The sequence below is a fragment of the Microbacterium sp. X-17 genome (genome assembly GCF_039615055.1).
Window position 1 is genome coordinate 1 of the sequence record NZ_JBDHNI010000006.1, and the last position, 17,447, is coordinate 17,447.

Annotated in this window: 14 protein-coding genes and 2 rRNA genes; 3 read left to right on the forward strand and 13 right to left on the reverse strand. The window is 67.0% G+C overall.

Going from position 1 to position 17,447, the window contains the following annotated elements; all coding sequences use genetic code 11:
- The 7 genes from ABCS02_RS25995 to ABCS02_RS26025 all read right to left on the reverse strand — a co-directional run.
- Positions 1-795: ribosomal RNA gene (locus ABCS02_RS25995) — 23S ribosomal RNA — on the reverse strand; the annotation flags it as partial.
- Between the two features lie 425 nt (positions 796-1,220).
- Positions 1,221-2,744: ribosomal RNA gene (locus ABCS02_RS26000) — 16S ribosomal RNA — on the reverse strand.
- A gap of 670 nt (positions 2,745-3,414) precedes the next feature.
- The gene (gene ccsB / locus ABCS02_RS26005; RefSeq protein ID WP_345838610.1) at positions 3,415-4,497 is read right to left on the reverse strand and encodes a c-type cytochrome biogenesis protein CcsB; all 1,083 of its coding nucleotides are present in this window, start codon (positions 4,495-4,497) and stop codon (positions 3,415-3,417) included.
- Positions 4,498-4,507: 10 nt separating this feature from the next.
- Positions 4,508-6,133, reverse strand: a complete 1,626-nt coding sequence (locus ABCS02_RS26010; protein WP_345838611.1) for a cytochrome c biogenesis protein ResB — start codon at positions 6,131-6,133, stop codon at positions 4,508-4,510.
- Positions 6,117-6,854, reverse strand: coding sequence for a cytochrome c biogenesis protein CcdA (locus ABCS02_RS26015; RefSeq protein ID WP_345838612.1), 738 nt, complete (start codon positions 6,852-6,854; stop codon positions 6,117-6,119). Before ABCS02_RS26015 ends, ABCS02_RS26010 begins: the two co-directional genes overlap by 17 nt.
- A 2-nt stretch (positions 6,855-6,856) precedes the next feature.
- Entirely contained in the window at positions 6,857-7,477 is a 621-nt protein-coding gene (locus ABCS02_RS26020; RefSeq protein ID WP_345838613.1) for a TlpA disulfide reductase family protein, read from the reverse strand.
- A complete protein-coding gene (locus ABCS02_RS26025; RefSeq protein WP_345838614.1) occupies positions 7,474-8,181 on the reverse strand; it encodes a histidine phosphatase family protein in 708 nt (235 codons plus the stop codon). Before ABCS02_RS26025 ends, ABCS02_RS26020 begins: the two co-directional genes overlap by 4 nt.
- Positions 8,182-8,287: 106 nt before the next feature.
- On the opposite strand from ABCS02_RS26025, the gene aspS reads away from it, so the two are divergent.
- Positions 8,288-9,616, forward strand: a complete 1,329-nt coding sequence (gene aspS, locus ABCS02_RS26030; protein ID WP_345838615.1) for an aspartate--tRNA(Asn) ligase — start codon at positions 8,288-8,290, stop codon at positions 9,614-9,616.
- Here the strand turns inward: aspS and radC are convergent.
- Positions 9,540-10,292 (reverse strand): DNA repair protein RadC, encoded by a 753-nt coding sequence (gene radC / locus ABCS02_RS26035; RefSeq protein ID WP_345838616.1) that lies wholly within the window; start codon positions 10,290-10,292, stop codon positions 9,540-9,542. The two genes, aspS and radC, sit on opposite strands and share 77 nt — an antisense overlap.
- 130 nt (positions 10,293-10,422) lie before the next feature.
- On the opposite strand from radC, the gene ABCS02_RS26040 reads away from it, so the two are divergent.
- A complete protein-coding gene (locus ABCS02_RS26040) occupies positions 10,423-11,628 on the forward strand; it encodes an acetyl-CoA C-acetyltransferase (RefSeq protein WP_345838617.1) in 1,206 nt (401 codons plus the stop codon).
- A gap of 101 nt (positions 11,629-11,729) precedes the next feature.
- Here ABCS02_RS26040 and ABCS02_RS26045 read toward each other — a convergent pair whose 3' ends face one another.
- The 3 genes from ABCS02_RS26045 to ABCS02_RS26055 all read right to left on the reverse strand — a co-directional run bounded on the left by ABCS02_RS26045 (position 11,730) and on the right by ABCS02_RS26055 (position 15,387).
- A complete protein-coding gene (locus ABCS02_RS26045; protein WP_345838618.1) occupies positions 11,730-12,854 on the reverse strand; it encodes a bifunctional 2-methylcitrate synthase/citrate synthase in 1,125 nt (374 codons plus the stop codon).
- A 62-nt stretch (positions 12,855-12,916) separates the two neighbouring features.
- On the reverse strand, positions 12,917-13,816 hold the full coding sequence (prpB, locus tag ABCS02_RS26050) for a methylisocitrate lyase (protein WP_345838619.1): 900 nt from the start codon (positions 13,814-13,816) through the stop codon (positions 12,917-12,919).
- The gene (locus ABCS02_RS26055) at positions 13,816-15,387 is read right to left on the reverse strand and encodes an MmgE/PrpD family protein (RefSeq protein WP_345838620.1); all 1,572 of its coding nucleotides are present in this window, start codon (positions 15,385-15,387) and stop codon (positions 13,816-13,818) included. The genes prpB and ABCS02_RS26055 overlap by 1 nt, the downstream gene beginning before the upstream one ends.
- A gap of 31 nt (positions 15,388-15,418) precedes the next feature.
- Between ABCS02_RS26055 and ABCS02_RS26060 the strand changes: the two genes are divergently transcribed.
- Complete coding sequence (locus ABCS02_RS26060) at positions 15,419-16,057, forward strand: LysE family translocator (RefSeq protein WP_345838621.1); 639 nt, start codon at positions 15,419-15,421, stop codon at positions 16,055-16,057.
- Positions 16,058-16,064: 7 nt separating this feature from the next.
- On the opposite strand, the gene ABCS02_RS26065 is transcribed toward ABCS02_RS26060, so the two are convergent.
- Both ABCS02_RS26065 and ABCS02_RS26070 read right to left on the reverse strand, forming a co-directional pair.
- Positions 16,065-16,595, reverse strand: coding sequence for a YbhB/YbcL family Raf kinase inhibitor-like protein (locus tag ABCS02_RS26065; protein WP_345838622.1), 531 nt, complete (start codon positions 16,593-16,595; stop codon positions 16,065-16,067).
- 10 nt (positions 16,596-16,605) lie between these two features.
- Positions 16,606-17,394, reverse strand: a complete 789-nt coding sequence (locus ABCS02_RS26070; protein ID WP_345838623.1) for a polyprenol monophosphomannose synthase — start codon at positions 17,392-17,394, stop codon at positions 16,606-16,608.
- Positions 17,395-17,447 lie beyond the last annotated feature (53 nt).

The following is a 17,447-nucleotide window of genomic DNA, read 5'->3' on the forward strand; positions in this document are numbered from 1 at the left end:
CTTCAACCTGGCCATGGATAGATCACTTCGCTTCGGGTCTAGGACATGCGACTGAATCGCCCTATTCAGACTCGCTTTCGCTACGGCTACCCCTCACGGGTTAACCTCGCCACATATCGCTAACTCGCAGGCTCATTCTTCAAAAGGCACGCTGTCACCCCTACAAGGAGGCTCCAACGGTTTGTAAGCAAACGGTTTCAGGTACTATTTCACTCCCCTCCCGGGGTACTTTTCACCTTTCCCTCACGGTACTTGTCCGCTATCGGTCATCTGGGAGTATTTAGGCTTATCAGGTGGTCCTGACAGATTCACACGGGATTTCTCGGGCCCCGTGCTACTTGGGATACTCTTCGCGCCATTGGACCATTTCGGCTACGGGGTTGGCACCCTCTATGACCGGCCTTTCAATGCCGTTCGCCTATGATCCTCTGTAACGCTTGCAGTTCGGCAGAAGCTGCTGAAAAGTCCCGCAACCCCGACCATGCAACGCCTGCCGGCTATCACACATGATCGGTTTAGCCTCTTCCGGTTTCGCTCGCCACTACTAACGGAATCGCTTTTGCTTTCTCTTCCTGTGGGTACTGAGATGTTTCACTTCCCCACGTTCCCTCTACCCGCCCTATATATTCAGGCGGGAGTCACTGGGTCACCTTACGGGCCCAGCGGGGTTTCCCCATTCGGAGATCCTCGGATCAAAGCTCGTTTATCAGCTCCCCGAGGCTTATCGCAGATTACTACGTCCTTCTTCGGCTCCAGATGCCAAGGCATCCACCGTTTGCTCTTAGAAATTTGAAATCACATGAGTTTTAGAATCGATCGGCTCATCCGAAGATGAGCAGATTGACCAATGATCTATCAGTACATAAGTACTGTGATCATCTATGTGATTCGAACCCGAAGGTTCGAATCTAAGATGCTCGCGTCCACTGTGTAGTTCTCAAAGTACGGGCGGTACCTTCTCCGCCGGCCGAGTTATGACCGACTAGAAAAGGTCCAGAGGATTCGGTTCTCATCCGTTCGAATGAGGTCCGGTCCCTCAGGACCCAACAGCGTGCATGTGCGGGGCTTCCGGGTCCGAGCCGTTCCTATCTACAAGAGATGTACTGAGTTCGAGCCGTTCGGCTCCGCACCAATGTCAATGTTCCACCCATGAGCTAACCGGCTGAGACGTTCGCTCAGATCTGGCGCCTGGACACCCGAGGGTGCCAGATGCTCCTTAGAAAGGAGGTGATCCAGCCGCACCTTCCGGTACGGCTACCTTGTTACGACTTAGTCCTAATCACCGATCCCACCTTCGACGGCTCCCTCCACAAGGGTTGGGCCACCGGCTTCGGGTGTTACCGACTTTCATGACTTGACGGGCGGTGTGTACAAGGCCCGGGAACGTATTCACCGCAGCGTTGCTGATCTGCGATTACTAGCGACTCCGACTTCATGAGGTCGAGTTGCAGACCTCAATCCGAACTGAGACCGGCTTTTTGGGATTCGCTCCACCTTACGGTATTGCAGCCCTTTGTACCGGCCATTGTAGCATGCGTGAAGCCCAAGACATAAGGGGCATGATGATTTGACGTCATCCCCACCTTCCTCCGAGTTGACCCCGGCAGTCTCCTATGAGTTCCCGCCATTACGCGCTGGCAACATAGAACGAGGGTTGCGCTCGTTGCGGGACTTAACCCAACATCTCACGACACGAGCTGACGACAACCATGCACCACCTGTTTACGAGTGTCCAAAGAGTTGACCATTTCTGGCCCGTTCTCGTATATGTCAAGCCTTGGTAAGGTTCTTCGCGTTGCATCGAATTAATCCGCATGCTCCGCCGCTTGTGCGGGCCCCCGTCAATTCCTTTGAGTTTTAGCCTTGCGGCCGTACTCCCCAGGCGGGGCGCTTAATGCGTTAGCTGCGACACGGAAACCGTGGAATGGTCCCCACATCTAGCGCCCAACGTTTACGGCGTGGACTACCAGGGTATCTAATCCTGTTCGCTCCCCACGCTTTCGCTCCTCAGCGTCAGTTACGGCCCAGAGAACTGCCTTCGCCATCGGTGTTCCTCCTGATATCTGCGCATTCCACCGCTACACCAGGAATTCCATTCTCCCCTACCGCACTCTAGTCTGCCCGTACCCACTGCAGGCCCGAGGTTGAGCCTCGGGTTTTCACAGCAGACGCGACAGACCGCCTACGAGCTCTTTACGCCCAATAATTCCGGACAACGCTCGCACCCTACGTATTACCGCGGCTGCTGGCACGTAGTTAGCCGGTGCTTTTTCTGCAGGTACCGTCACTTTCGCTTCTTCCCTACTAAAAGAGGTTTACAACCCGAAGGCCGTCGTCCCTCACGCGGCGTTGCTGCATCAGGCTTGCGCCCATTGTGCAATATTCCCCACTGCTGCCTCCCGTAGGAGTCTGGGCCGTGTCTCAGTCCCAGTGTGGCCGGTCACCCTCTCAGGCCGGCTACCCGTCGTAGGCTTGGTGGGCCGTTACCTCACCAACTACCTGATAGGCCGCGAGTCCATCCTTGACCGAAATTCTTTCCACGCACAGGAGATGCCTCCGTGCGTCATATCCGGTATTAGCTTCCGTTTCCGGAGGTTATCCCAGAGTCAAGGGCAGGTTACTCACGTGTTACTCACCCGTTCGCCACTAATTCCCTAGAGCAAGCTCCAGGTTCATCGTTCGACTTGCATGTGTTAAGCACGCCGCCAGCGTTCGTCCTGAGCCAGGATCAAACTCTCCGTAAAATGTTCAGCTCCAAGTCGCAAGCGACTGGAAACATTGTGCAGGATCGGAGAGGAATATCTCGTCTCCTGCGAGTTTGTCTTGACTAGTTTCGAATATCTACTGACATTCTGTTTCTAATCCAAAGGAATCTCTTGCATCGACTTTCAGACCGAGGTCTTCGGGTCAATGCCGAGGTTTTTGGCATTTGACATTGTGCACGCTGTTGAGTTCTCAAGGATCGGACGCTCTCACCTTCAACCCTCTCGGGCTTCTCTGTGAGGCAACTTCTCTACCTTACCACTCTCAGTCAGTTTGTCAAGTTGGCCGTTTCGCGCTCTTTCGTTCATCCATCGTGGGATACATCCGATTTGCACGACCCGAACCGGTCAGACCTGCTCAGTGAGTGGGGTGTTAATCCTAAGCGCAGCAAAGCAACTCTTTCAAGTTGAGATTTGCCGCTAGGCTAAGGATTCGGTCCCGCTTGAGGCCGGGGAGCTCTTCCGCTCTCCCGCACCTTTGGGGTGACAAGTAAGTACTTTACGCAGGCCTCCGGGACGTCGCAAATTCCGCGGACATCCCGGGCGTGTCGCACGGCAGGATCCGCGTGATTCCGCGGAAGTAGCCCCCTGGAACGCGAAAACGCGGTCGCCCGGAGGGGCGACCGCGTCAGGCGGGAGGGGCGGAATCCGATCAGGATCCGAGCCCCGAGTAGGCGTGGAGTCCGTGGAAGAACACGTTGACGACGCCGAAGTTGAAGAGCACCGCTGCGAAGCCGATGATCGCGAGCCATGCGGAACGCGATCCGCGCCAGCCGCGCGTCGCCCGCGCGTGGATGTAGCCGGCGTAGATCACCCAGATGATGAACGTCCAGACTTCCTTGGTGTCCCAGCCCCAGTAACGGCCCCACGCCTTCTCGGCCCAGATGGCTCCGGCGATCAGCGTGAACGTCCAGGCGATGAAGCCGACGATATTGATCCGGTACGCGAGGTTCTCCAGAGCGACCGCGCTGGGGAGGGTCGCGAGGAACTTGAACTGCTGGGGACGGGACTCCGCGACCTGGCGTTCGCGCCGGTACTGCAGGAGCTGGAGACCCGAGAGCGCGAAGCCGAGTGCGAAGAACGCCGTGCCCAGCACGGCCACGATGATGTGGATCACGAGCCAGTACGACTGCAGCGCCGGCTGCAGCGGGACCACTGGGACGAAGTACCGGAGCAGCGCGATCCCCTGCAGCACCAGGACCAGGCCGATGATGAACGTGCCGAGGTACTTGATGTCCCACTTGAGGTTCGCGACCAGGAAGACGCCGACGATGACCAGGGTCCCGGTCATCGAGAACTCCCACATGTTGGCCCACGGCACCCGGTCGGCCGCGATGCCGCGCAGGACGGTGGCGATCAGGTGGAAGCCCCAGCCCACGATGGTGAGGCCGAACGCCCACTTGATCGACGCCGACGAGGCGGCGCCGTTCATCACGTCGTCCTCGAGTCGTGTGCTGATCCGGGAGGACAGCCGGCCGAGCGCAGACGACGGCGGCGTCGCCGGAGGTGCCTCAGCCCCACCGCCCGACGCGGACATCCGCGCGGCCGTGGCTCCCACCGGTTGGGCGACCTCCGCCCGCCGGGCGACGGCGCTCGGGACGACCGCGGCCTCCTCGGCTGTGGCTCTGGCTCCTCTGCGGGCGAGGTCGAGCGCGAACGCGATGAACGCGGCCGCGTAGAACCCCATCGCCACATAGATGAAGACCGTGGACAACTGGGACAGGGTTTCGGTCACGAGTGCAAGCCTAATTCTTCGGGGTTCGGGTGAGGAGTGCGGTGTGCTCGTCGGCGACGGCGGTCACAGCCGCGAGGAGGTTGGGGTCCTCACCACGGGCGAGGCCAGCGTACTCCAGGGTCAGGGAGCCGTCGGGGTTCTCGACGGCCTTGACCCAGATGCGACGTCGGGGCACGAAGAGCGACGTCAGCAGGCCGCCGAGGATGAGGATCGCGAACAGCAGCACCCAGCCCTGGGCGGGGTCGTGGTGCACGTCGAGCGATGCGTAGCGTTTGACGTCTCCCATCGAGATCGTGCCGAGCCCGCTCGGGAGCTCGACGGTCTGACCCGGCTTCAGCTGCAGCGCCTTGGTCTTCGTGCCGGGCCCGGCCAGCTGGGACATCTTGTCGGTGTTCAGGCTGTAGACCGATTGCGGGACGCCGCTGTCGACGCCGAGGTCGCCTGCGTAGACGTTCAGGCTGAGGACCGGATCGTTCAAGCCGGGGAACGTCGAGGTCAGAGCGCCGGCCGCCGTCGCGCTCTTGCCGACCGTCGGGTAGAAGAAGCCGATCATCCCGACCTGCTCCCGGAGGCCGTCGGGCACTTTCACCCAGCCGAGCGAGGTGAGCTGCGCGTCCTCGGCGATGAAGGGCACCGAGTCGTTGAACACCACCTTGCCCTGGGGATCGCGGACGGTGATGGTCGGCGCGTAGCCGTTGCCGAGCAGGTAGACGTTCGTGCCGCCGATCGCCAACGGCTCGTTGACCTTGATCGTCGAATCGCTCGACGTGTCGCCCGGACCTGTCGTCGTCACCTTCGCGGTGTAGTCGAGCGGGGTGCCTTTGGCGTTCGGGTTCTTGGTCTCGTACGCGACATCCAGGCTGTTGACCCGGATCGAGAACGGCTCGAGCGACCCGTCGGAGAAGAACCTCCCCGGGTTGAACGAGTTGTAGGACGGCAGGCTGTTGACGAAGCTCTGCCCGACGACGACGACCTTCTGGCCGGTGTAGCCGAAGCCTCCGCCGATGCCGACGGCGACCAGCACGCCGAGCAGCGCGATGTGGAAGACCAGGTTGCCGGTCTCGCGGAGGTAGCCGCGCTCGGCGGAGACCGACGTCGATCGGGCGTCCTGGTAGAGGGACACCCGGTAGCGCGAGCGGCGGAGCACCTGGCGCGCCGCTTCGATCGGGTTCGGGGCGTCCGCGCGGAGTTCGGCGGGCAGGATGCGCGCTTGGAACGCCGACATCCGGGTGAGCCGGACGGGAGTCTTGGGCGGCCGGGCCCGCAGCGCGCGGAAGTGGTGCGCGGTGCGCGGGATGATGCAGCCGATCAGCGATGCGAACAGCAGCAGGTAGATGGCCGAGAACCAGAACGACGTGTAGACGTCGAAGAGCTGGAACTTGTCGAGCACCGGCGCGAGCTGCGGGTTGTCGCTGAAGTACTTGGTGACGCCGTTCGGGTCGGCGCCGCGCTGCGGGAACAGCGAGCCGGGGACCGCCGCGATCGCGAGCAGGAGCAGCAGGAACAGCGCGGTGCGCATGCTCGTGAGCTGGCGCCAGGCCCAGCGGAGCCAGCCGAGCGGGCCGAGCTTGGGCTGGACGACGTTCGGATCCTCGCGGGGAGGCGCGACGTCGATGTGGTCAGATGGCCGGGACAAACCCGCGGATCACCTCCAAGAACTGGGACATGAGGTCGGTCCACAGGCCGGAGGCCATCAGCACACCGATCACCACGAGGAGCGAGCCTCCGATGATGTTGACGACGCGGATATGGCGCTTGACGAAAGCCACCGATCCCGCGACCCAGTCGAATCCGAGCGCGACGAGGAGGAACGGGATGCCGAGGCCCACGCAGTAGAAGAGTCCGAGCAAGGCGCCTCGCCAGGGTGAACCAGAGCCGAAGCTCAATGAGAGGATCGCCGCGAGCGTCGGGCCGATGCACGGCGTCCAGCCGAGGCCGAAGACGACGCCGAGCAGCGGCGCGCCGATCAGGCCGGTCGCCGGACGCCAGGTCGGCTTGATCGTGCGTTGCAGGAACGAGAACTGGCCGATGAACACAAGGCCCATCAGGATGACGAGCACGCCGAGCACCCGGATGACCACCTCCTGCCATTGGAGGAGCCATCCGCCGAGAGCGCCGAATGCGGCGCCGTAGGCGATGAAGACGACAGCGAAGCCGAGCACGAACAAGGCCACCCCGGTCAGCACCCGGCTGCGGTCGCGCTTGGCACCCGGGTCGCTGATCCCGCCGACGTAGGCGAGGTAGCCGGGCACGAGCGGCAGGACGCACGGGGACGCGAACGAGACCAGCCCGGCTAGGAGCGCGATGGGGAGTGCGAGCAGGAGCTGGCCGCTGAAGACGATCTGACCGACGTTCACGGTCACTTCCCGGCCACGGCGTCGGAGATGAGCGAGTCGAGGATGCTCTTGTCCGGGATGGCGCCGAGGATGCGGGCGGCCACGCGGCCCTGCTTGTCGATCACGATCGTGGTCGGTGTGGCCTTGGGCGGGACGGTTTTGCTGAAGGCGAGCAGGACGGACCCGGTGTCGCGGTCGAGGACGGAGGGGTAGGTCACGCCCTTGTCCTGCTCGAAACTGGCCGCCGTGCTCGCGGAGTCGTAGAGGTTGACGCCGAGGAAGCTGACGCCCTGGGAGGCGTACTTCTGCGACAGCGATTCGAGGTCGGGCGCCTCCACCCGGCACGGCGGGCAACCCGCGTACCAGAAGTTCACGACGAGGACCTTGCCGGCGTAGTCCTTCGAGGACACCGCGGTGCCGTCCGCGAGCTTGCCGGAGAAGGCGACGGGGGCGCCGCGATTCGCCGCGGCGTACTCGCTCACGCTGCCGTCGCCCGCGATGTAGTTCTGGCCGTTGCCGGAACGGTACTGGTTGGCGAGGGCGTCGTTGGACGTGCACCCCGAGAGCAGGAGGGCCGTGGCCGCGGCGGCCGCAGGAAGAAGGAGTGCGAGGCGGCGTCGAGCGGAGAGTCGGACGGAGGTCACACGGCCCCCACATCGGTCGCTGCCTTGATCAGGCTGCCGGCGGGCTCGACGTAGCCGACCTCCACCACCCGGACGACGGGCGGGGCGTCCGGGTCGGCCGGGACCTGCGCCTCGCCGGGACGCGGCTGAGGTGCAGGGGCCGGCTCGGTCGTCCGCTCGAAGGTGGTGATGCTGGAGAGCGCGCAGCGGCGCTTGCGCGGGTCGTGCGGGAACCGCTCCCCCGCTGCCGAGAGGTGCATGACCCAGATCGGGAGTTGGTGGCTGACCAGGACGACGTCGCCGGACTCGACCGAGTCGAACGCTGCGTCGACGGCCTCCTTCATCCGCTTCTCGATGCTGGTGTAGGCCTCGCCCCAGCTCGGCCGGGGCGGGTAGACGATGAACGGCCAGTTGGCCGGGTTCTTCAGGGCGCGGCGCATGTTGGTGCCCTCGAAGTGGTTGGTGGGCTCGATGATCCGCTCGTCCACCTCGGGGTCCAGACCGAAGGCCGCCGCGATCGGCGCCATCGACTCGCGGGTGCGCTGCAGCGGCGACATGCGCAGCAGGGACACCGGTCGGGAGCGGGCGGCCAGGTCGTCGGCGGCGGCCTGCGCCATCCGGTGACCGAGTTTGGACAGCCCGAAGCCGGGCAGCCTGCCGTACAGGATGCCGTCGGGATTGAACACCTCTCCGTGACGGACGAGATGTACCTGGCTTGCTACCACCGCACCAGTCTACGGAGCGGCTTGCCTTGAATTCACTGAGCGTGGGAGCGCTGCACCCCCGGCCGCCCCTCTCGGGCGGTAATGGCGAGCGGTAGGCTTGTCGATCGTGACCGCACGCGTTTTGATCAAAGACCTCGCCGCTCTGCCCGACGGCCCCGTGAGCGTCGCCGGATGGGTCGAGACCGTCCGCGACCAGAAGAAGGTGCAGTTCGTCGTGCTGCGCGACGAGTCGGGCGCTGTCCAGCTCGTCAATCCGCGCACGGTCGACGAGGACGGCGCCGTGGTCGCCGACGAGCCGGCGACGACCATCTCCGGTCTGTCGCAGGGGTCGTTCGTGCGCGCCACCGGGGAGCTCAAGCACGACGAGCGGGTCAAGCTCGGCGGCATCGAGATCAAGCTGAACACCCTCGAAGTCGAGACGGCCGCCATCCCGGAGACGCCGATCGCCGCGGACAGCGGCATCGACAAGCGCATGGACTGGCGCTTCCTCGACCTCCGCGAGCCGAAGCACAACCTGATCTTCCGCGTGCAGACCACTCTCGAACACGCCATGCGGCAGTACTGGGTGGACAACGGCTTCATCGAGATCCACACCCCGAAGCTCATGGCCTCGGCGTCCGAGTCGCGCGCGGAGCTCTTCGAGTTGCCCTACTTCGAGACGACCGCGTACCTCGCCCAGAGCCCGCAGATCTTCAAGCAGATGGCCCAGGCCGCCGGCTTCGGCCGCGTCTTCGAGATCGGCCCGGCGTTCCGCGCCGACCCCAGTTTCACCAGCCGGCACGCGACCGAGTTCACGAGCGTCGACACCGAGCTGAGCTGGATCGACAGCCACGAGGACGTCATGAAGGTGCACGAGGACCTCCTCGTCGCCGGCTTCACGGCGGTCAAGGAGAAGCACGGCGCGGAGATCGAGGCGCTGTTCGGCGTCGAGGTCACGGTTCCGACGACTCCGTTCCCGCGCATCCCGCTGGCCGAGGCCAAGCGCATCGTCGCCGAGCAGGGCTACGAGGTGCCCCGCGCGGACGACGACATGGACCCGGAGGGCGAGCGCCGGATCTCCGCGTATGTGAAGGAGACCTACGGTCACGAGTTCGTGTTCCTGACGGACTACGCCTCCAGCATCCGGCCGTACTACCACATGCGTCACCCCGAGGACCCGTCGATCACCAAGAGCTACGACCTCATCTTCAACGGCGTCGAGATCTCCACGGGCGCCCAGCGTGAGCACCGCGTCGAGATCCTCGAGGAGCAGGCCGTCGACAAGGGGCTCTCGGTGGAGGAGCTGGAGGACGTGCTCGCGACGTTCCGCTACGGCATCCCGCCGCACGGCGGATTCGGGATGGGACTGGCGCGCGTGCTCATGCTGATGCTGCACCTCGCCAACCTGCGCGAGACGACCTATCTCTTCCGCGGACCGACGCGACTGACCCCGTAGCCGAGAGCGCGGTCCACTGTTCGCCGGCCACCAGGATGTGGCCGAGGAAGCGCAGCCCGATGGTGGCCGCCGCCTGATCAAGCCTGCGGGTGAGGACGGTGTCGGCCACGGACGGGTCGAGCAATCCCGACGGATGATTGTGCGCGACGGCGAACGACCGTCCGCCGCGAGTGAGCACGGCCTGGAGGATGTCGGCCGGCTGGATGGACCGCTCGTCGACGCCGCCGTCGCGCAGAAGCACGAGCTCCAGGGGCCGGGCCGCGCGATCGGCGACGACCACGACGAACCGCTCGCTGTCGCGGTGCAGCAGCTCGGGCCTGACCACGTCCGCGATGGCGTCGTGGTCGACCAGCCGCGTCCACGAGGATGATCGTCCGGCCCTGCGCCAGATCTCGATGATGGCGACGAGCCGGCCGGCTGTCGCGGGGCCGACGCCCGGCAGGGTCTCCAGCCGGGCGAAGTCCATCGTCGCGAGCCCGGGGAACCCGCCGCAGCGGGCCAGGATGGCGCGTGCCAGGGACAGGACGCTCCGCCCCATCTGGCCGGAGCCGAGGACGAGGGCGAGGACTTCGTCGTCGGTGAGCGAACCGACGCCGAGCCGGCGCATCCGTTCCCGTGGACGGTCGTGATTCGGTACATGGGCAAGTGACTCCTCTGCTTCTTCCGACTCGGACATGCGTCCACGCTAGGAACGGGATGGAGTCCTTCGTGGCCGATCGTCTCAATCTGTGGAGAACTGGCCTGCGGCCTCCACCTGTGGATGACAATGGGTGGAGAGAATCAGCCGACGAAGGAGTCGTCCCGCAATGACCAGCACCCTCCCCGAACCCCGCCCGAACGATGTCGTCATCCTCTCCGCCGCGCGCACGCCGCTCGGCAAGGTGACCGGCGCGCTCGCCAGCCAGACCGCCGTCCAGCTCGGCACCGTTGCGCTGCGGAAGGCGATCGAGCAGTCCGGGCTCCAGGCGTCCGACATCGACACCGTGATCTTCGGGCAGGTGCTCCAGGCCGGCGCGGGACAGAACCCGGCGCGGCAGACGGCCATCGCCGCGGGGATCGGCTGGGACGTCCCGGCGACGACCATCAACAAGGTGTGCCTGTCCGGACTCGCGGCCGTGATCGACGCCGCGCGGCTCATCCGCGCCGGCGAGGCCACCGTGGTCGCGGCGGGCGGCCAGGAGTCCATGACGAACGCCCCGCACATCCTCCCCGGCTCGCGGAAGGGCTGGACCTACGGGTCGCTCGAAGCGCTGGACACGGCCGCCTATGACGGGCTGACGGACGCGTTCGACAAGATCTCGATGGGCGCCTCGACCGAGAGCTACACGGAGAAGCTCGGACTCACGCGGGAGGCGCAGGACGCGTTCGCGGCGTCGTCGCACCAGCGCGCGGGCGCGGCGGCGGCCTCCGGGGTGTTCGCGGAGGAGATCGCGCCGGTCAGCATCCCGCAGCGGAAGGGCGACCCGATCGTCGTCGCGGTCGATGAGGGGGTGCGGCCGGACTCGACGGTGGAGGTGCTGGCCAAGCTGCGGCCGAGCTTCGCGGAGGGCGGGACGCTCACTGCGGGCAACTCGTCGCCGTTGAGCGATGGGGCGGCGGCGCTGATCCTCACGTCGCGGGAGAACGCCGAGCGGCTCGGGCTGGAGTGGCTGGCCGTCGTCGGGGCCAGCGGGCAGGTCGCGGGGCCGGACAACTCCCTCCACTCGCAGCCGTCGAACGCCATCAATGCGGCGCTGAAGCGGGCCGGGTGGAGTGTGGACGAGCTGGACCTGGTGGAGATCAACGAGGCGTTCGCGGCCGTGGCGTTGCAGTCGACGGCCGACCTCGACGTGGACCCGGAGAAGGTCAACATCCATGGCGGTGCGATCGCGCTCGGGCATCCGATCGGGGCGTCGGGGGCGCGGCTGGCGGGGCATGCGGCGCATGAGCTTGCGCGGCGGGGGGCCGGGCGGGCGGCGGTTGCGTTGTGCGGTGGTGGCGGGCAGGGGGATGCGCTACTGCTGTGGCGGTGATAACGGAGGAGATCGGGGTGCGGTGAGCCCGGAATAGCAGTCAACGGAGGAGATCCGGCCCGAGGTGGGGCGGGTCTCCTCCGTTGTTTGCGGGGGCGGGGTTAGGGGAGGTGGCGCTCGGTGGGGCCGTTGTACAGCGACAGGGGGCGGATGAGGGAGTTGGCGGCGTACTGCTCGAAGATGTGGGCGGTCCAGCCGGTGACGCGGGCCGCGGCGAACAGCGGGGTGAAGGTCTCGGTGTCGAAGCCCATCAGGTTGTAGGCCGGGCCGGAGGGGTAGTCCAGGTTCGGCTTGATGTTCTTGCGGTCGCCCATCGCCTTCTCGAGCGCGTCGTAAAGGTCGAGCATGTCCTGGCGGTCGTAGTGGTCGACCAGCTCGACGAGGGAGGCCCGCATGGTCGGCACGCGCGAGTCGCCGTTCTTGTAGACGCGGTGGCCGAAGCCCATGATCTTGCGCTTCTCGGCGAGGGCGTCGTCCAGCCAGGCCTCCGCCCGGTCCGCGCTGCCGATCTCGTCGAAGGCGTGCATGACGGCCTCGTTCGCGCCGCCGTGAAGCGGGCCCTTGAGGGCGCCGATCGCACCGGTGACCGCCGAGTAGACGTCCGACAGCGTGGAGGCGATGACGCGCGCGGTGAATGTGGAGGCGTTGAACGAGTGCTCCGCGTAGAGCACGAGCGAGACGCGGAAGGCGTTCACGACCACCTCGTCCGGCACCTCGCCGAAGGTCAGCCAGAGGAAGTTCTCCGCGTAGTCGAGGTCGTCCCGCGACTCCACCGGGTCGAGCCCGCGACGGCGGCGCTGGATGTACGCCACGATCGTCGGGAGCTGGGCGAAGAGGTAGACCGCACGGCTGAGGTTGAGCTCCGGGTCGAGGATGCCGTTCTCCTGCTCCAGCGTCGGGTCGAGGCCGCCGAGCTGGCTGACCGCGGTCCGCAGGGCGTCCATCGGGTGCGCCGAAGCGGGGATGTCGTCCAGCGCGCGGCGGGTGCGGTCGTCCATGCGGCGCAGGCCGCGCTCCAGCTTCTCGAACCCGGCCAGCTCCTCCGCCGTCGGCAACTCGCCGTGCCACAGCAGCCAGGCGACCTCCTCGAACGAGCAGTTCGCGGCCAGTTCCTGCACCGGGTAGCCGCGGTACAGCAGCGAGTTGGTCTGCGGGTTGACGGACGAGATGGTCGTGGTGTCCACGACGACGCCGGCGAGGCCCTTGTGGATCTCGGGGTCGGTCATTGTGCTGCTCCTTCGCTGCTGTGCTGGTCGTGACTCGTGCTGGACGCGGCTATGAGCGGAGCTCAGCGGCGCACCTCGAAGTTGTACACCGATGTGTCGAACGCGTTGTAACCCTCGTAGTCAATCAGGTCGTACAGCTCGGCGCGATGCTGCATCCACCCGAGCATCGGCTCCAGGGTGCCCTCCGCGAGGAGCTGGTCGAGACCGCGCTCGGCGGCCCCCATCGCCAGGCGGAGCAGGGAGACCGGCCAGATCACGATGTTGACGCCGATGTCGCGGAGCTGGTCGACGGTGAACAGGTCGCTCTTGCCGAACTCGGTCATGTTGGCCAGGATCGGCACGTCCACGGCGGCGCGCACGGCCGCGAACTCGGACAGGTCGGCCATGGCCTCCGGGAAGATCGCGTCGGCGCCCGCGTCGACGAGCGCCTTGGCCCGGTCGATCGCGGCCTCCAGACCCTCCACCGCTCGGATGTCGGTGCGCGCCATGATCAGCAGGTTCGGGTCGCGGCGGGCGTCGGCGGCGGCGCGGATGCGCTTGAGCGCGGTGTCTTCGTCCACGACCTGCTTGCCGTCGAGGTGGCCGCAGCGCTTCGGGTTGACCTGGTCCTCGATGTGGAGGCCGGCGACGCCGGCGTCCTCCAGCGTCTGCACCGTGCGGGCGACGTTCATCGGCTCGCCGAAGCCGGTGTCGGCGTCGACCAGGGTCGGGAGGTCGGTCATCCGCGCGATCTGTGCCGCACGGCCGGCCACCTCGGTGAGGGTGGTGAGCCCGATGTCCGGGAGGCCGAGGTCGGCGGACAGCACGGCGCCGGAGATGTAGACGCCCTCGAAGCCCTTGCGCTCGATGAGGCGCGCGCTCAGCGGGTTGAAGGCTCCCGGCATCCGCACCAGCTCGCCGGACGCCAGCCGCGCCCGGAACGCCGCGCGCTTCTCGTGCGCGGGAAGGGAGGAGTACAGCATCAGAACAGTCCTCTCGGCGCGGGGACGCCGGCCAGGAGGCCAGGGCGCGCGGTGATGGTGAGGCCGCCGAGCTCGGCGGCGGACAGCTCGGGGAGGCGCTCGGCGAGGGCGAGGAACCGCTCGACCTCGGCCTCCTCCAGCACCTCCGCCGCCAGTGAGCGGAACTTGGCGACGTAGTCGGCGCGGGCGAACGGCCGGGCGCCGAGCGGGTGGGCGTCGGCGACGGCGATCTGGTCCTCGATCACGCGGCCGTCGGCGAGGGTGATGACGACGCGGCCGCCGAACGCCTTCTCGGCCGGGTCGATGGAGTGGTAGCGGCGGGTCCACTCCGGGTCCTCGGTCGTGGTGACCTTGCCCCAGAGCGCGACGGTGTCGGGACGGGCGGCGCGGGTCGGGAGGTAGGACTCCACGTGGTGCCAGCCGCCGTCCTGCAGCGCGACGGTGAAGATGTACGGGATGCTGTGGTCCAGCGTCTCGCGCGACGCGGTGGGGTCGTACTTCTGCGGGTCGTTCGCGCCGGAGCCGATGACGTAGTGGGTGTGGTGCGAGGTGTGGATGACGATGCTCTCCACACGCTCGGGGTCGGCGGCCTCCGGGTGCTCCTTGTGGAGCTTGCGGGCGAGGTCGATCCAGGCCTGCGCCTGGTACTCGGCGGAATGCTCCTTGGTGTACGAGTCGAGGATGGCGCGCTTGGCCTCCCCGGCCTCCGGCAGCGGCACGTCGTAGGACGCGCTCGGGCCGTCGAGCAGCCAGGCGATGACGCCGTCCTCGCCCTCGTAGATCGGGGTGGGGCTGGTCTCGCCGCGCAGCGCCCGATCGATCGCCTCGACGGCCATCTTGCCGGCGAACGCGGGGGCGTGCGCCTTCCAACTGGAGATCTCGCCCTTGCGCGACTGGCGGGTGGCGGTGGTGGTGTGAAGCGCCTGGCCGATGGCCTGGAAGATCGTCTCCGGCGGCAGGTGCAGCAGCGTGCCGATGCCCGCGGCAGCGCTCGGGCCGAGGTGGGCGACGTGGTCGATCTTGTGGGCGTGCAGGCTGATCGCCTTCGCGAGGTCGATCTGGATCTCGTACCCGGTCGCGATGCCGCGCACCAGGTCGCGGCCGGTGAGACCGTACGCGCGGGCGGCGTGCTGGGCGACGGCGGTGATCGGCGGGATGTTGTCGCCGGGGTGCGAGTACTCGGCGGCGAGGAAGGTGTCGTGGTAGTCGAGCTCGCGCACGGCCACACCGTTCGCCCAGGCGGCCCACTCCGGGCTGACCCGGGTCCGCTGCGGCTCCCCGAACACGGTCGCGCCGTCCTGCGGGTGGTCGGCGGAGGCGGTCAGCTCCTCCAGCTGCGCGGCGGGCAGCGGGTGGGCCAGCGCCTGCGAGCGGGCCGACACGACCGGCCTGCGGGTGAGGGAGGCGGCGGCCACGGCGGCGTTGTCGATGACGCGGTTGATCACCATGTCGGCGACCTCGGCGTCGACCTCCACCGGGTCGGCGGCGACCTCCGCGATCTTCCAGGCGAGCTGGTCCTGACGGGCGAGGTTCTCGTCGCTTCTGTGCACACGAACGTTGTGGAGCTTCACGTAACGAACCTACCTCGCCTACGCTCCTGCTATGGTCCCGCCGCCCTCCCTGCTCGCCTTCGCGCTCGCGTCGATCGCGCTCATCGTGATCCCCGGACCGAGCGTGCTGTTCGTGATCGGGCGCTCGCTGGCCCTCGGGAGGCTCGGCGGCCTACTGAGCGTGCTCGGCAACGCGCTCGGGATGCTGCCGCTCGTGGTCGCGGTGTCGCTCGGGATCGGGGCGCTCGTCGCGCAGTCACTGGTCGCGTTCACGATCGTGAAGTTCGCGGGCGCTGCGTACCTGATGTACCTCGGGGTTCAGGCCATCCGGCACCGCAGGCACACGGCGGTGACGCACGAGGCGACGCCGCCGCGGCGGTCCCGCTGGAGGATCGTCGGTGAGGGGATGCTGGTCGGGGTCACCAACCCGAAGTCGCTGGTGTTCTTCGTGGCGGTGCTGCCGCAGTTCGTCGACTACCGGGCGGGCGGCATCCCGGTGCAGCTGTTCGAGCTGGGGGTGGTGTTCCTGCTGCTGGCGTTGACGTTCGACAGCGTGTGGGCGCTCGCCGCGGGGACCGCCCGGGCGTGGTTCGGGCGGTCACCGAAGCGAGTGGAGCGGCTGGGTGCGACCGGCGGCGTGCTGATGATCGGTCTCGGCGGGGTGCTGGCGTTGACCGGGAACAAGCACTGAGCGTCGGCTAGATGTCCCCTGCGGTCGCGATCGGGGTGACGACGGCGCGGCCCAGCGAGTGGAAGTGCGCGTTGAAGCCCAGCACCGCCGGGGTCGACTCAGGGTCGAGGTCGAGGTGGTCGACGTCGAGGGCGTGGACGACCACGTGATAGTGGTGCGTCCCGGTTCCGGGAGGCGGGCCCGCGCCGGTGAAGCTCTTCGAGCGCAGCTCGTTGGAGAGCATCGCGGCGCCCTGCGGGAGGCTCGCGCCGCCCTCCGCTCCCGCGCCGGACGCCAGCGAGGTCACCGACGCCGGGATGTTGTAGACGGCCCAGTGCCAGAAGCCGGAGCCGGTCGGGGCGTCGGGGTCGTGGATGGTGACGGCGAAGCTCTTCGTCCCGGCGGGGAACCCGCTCCAGGAGAGCTGCGGCGACACGTCGCCACCGCCTCCGCCCGCGCCCCACTGCGCGCGGCCGAGCGGGCGGTCGTCGGCGACGTCGTCGCTCGTGACGGTGAACTGGGGAACGGCGCCGAAGCGCTCCAGCGGATCTTTCGACATAGCGCTCACGCTACGCCCGCTGCGTCGTCTCCGTCACGGTCGCGGGGACAGGGCGGCGGCGGAAGCGGCGCGGGAGGCCGACGATCCCCCAGCCGGTGACCCGCAGCATGGCCTCCGCGACGATGCCGCCGCTCATCTTGGAGACGCCGTGCTCGCGCTCGACGAACGTGATCGGGACCTCCACGACGGTGAGGCCGGCGTCGTATGCGCGGCGCAGCATGTCGATCTGGAAGCAGTAGCCCTGGCTCTCGACGTCCTCGAAGTGGATGCGGCGCAGGGCGTCGGCGGTGAAGGCGCGGTACCCACCGGTCACGTCCTTCGCCGGCACGCCCAGCCAGAACCGGGAGTACGTGCTGCCGCCCTTGGAGAGGAACCGTCGGCGCGCCGGCCAGTTGACCACACCGCCGCCAGGGACCCAGCGGGAGCCCAGCACGAGGTCGGCGCCGTCCGCCGCGTCGCCCTGCGGGAGCTGGCGGAGCGACGCGAGCAGGGCGGGAAGCTCCTCCGGGCGGTGCGAACCGTCCGCGTCCATCTCGACCACCGCGTCGTACCCGGCGTCGAGCGCCCAGGCCATCCCGGCCCGGTAGGCGGCGCCGAGGCCCTCCTTGCCCGCGCGGTGCAGCACCTTGACGTTGGCGTCGGTCGCGGCGAGCGCGTCCGCGATCTCGCCGGTGCCGTCCGGCGAACCGTCGTCGACCACGAGCACGTCGACCTCCGGCGCCGAGGCGCGGATCCGGCCGACCACGGGTCCGATGTTCTCCCGCTCGTTGTACGTGGGCAGGATGACGATGGTTCGCATGCGACCACTCTGGTCCATTCCGCTGAACGGATGACTAACGAATCTGTCTGTTC

Bases quoted from the DNA above. Each gene is read 5' to 3' on its own strand.
- radC (WP_345838616.1), bottom strand. From the start codon at position 10,292: ATGTCCGAGTCGGAAGAAGCAGAGGAGTCACTTGCCCATGTACCGAAT.
- ABCS02_RS26060 (WP_345838621.1), top strand. From the start codon at position 15,419: ATGGTCCCGCCGCCCTCCCTGCTCGCCTTCGCGCTCGCGTCGATCGCG.
- ABCS02_RS26045 (WP_345838618.1), bottom strand. From the start codon at position 12,854: ATGACCGACCCCGAGATCCACAAGGGCCTCGCCGGCGTCGTCGTGGAC.
- prpB (WP_345838619.1), bottom strand. From the start codon at position 13,816: ATGCTGTACTCCTCCCTTCCCGCGCACGAGAAGCGCGCGGCGTTCCGG.
- ABCS02_RS26040 (WP_345838617.1), top strand. From the start codon at position 10,423: ATGACCAGCACCCTCCCCGAACCCCGCCCGAACGATGTCGTCATCCTC.
- ABCS02_RS26065 (WP_345838622.1), bottom strand. From the start codon at position 16,595: ATGTCGAAAGATCCGCTGGAGCGCTTCGGCGCCGTTCCCCAGTTCACC.
- ABCS02_RS26070 (WP_345838623.1), bottom strand. From the start codon at position 17,394: ATGCGAACCATCGTCATCCTGCCCACGTACAACGAGCGGGAGAACATC.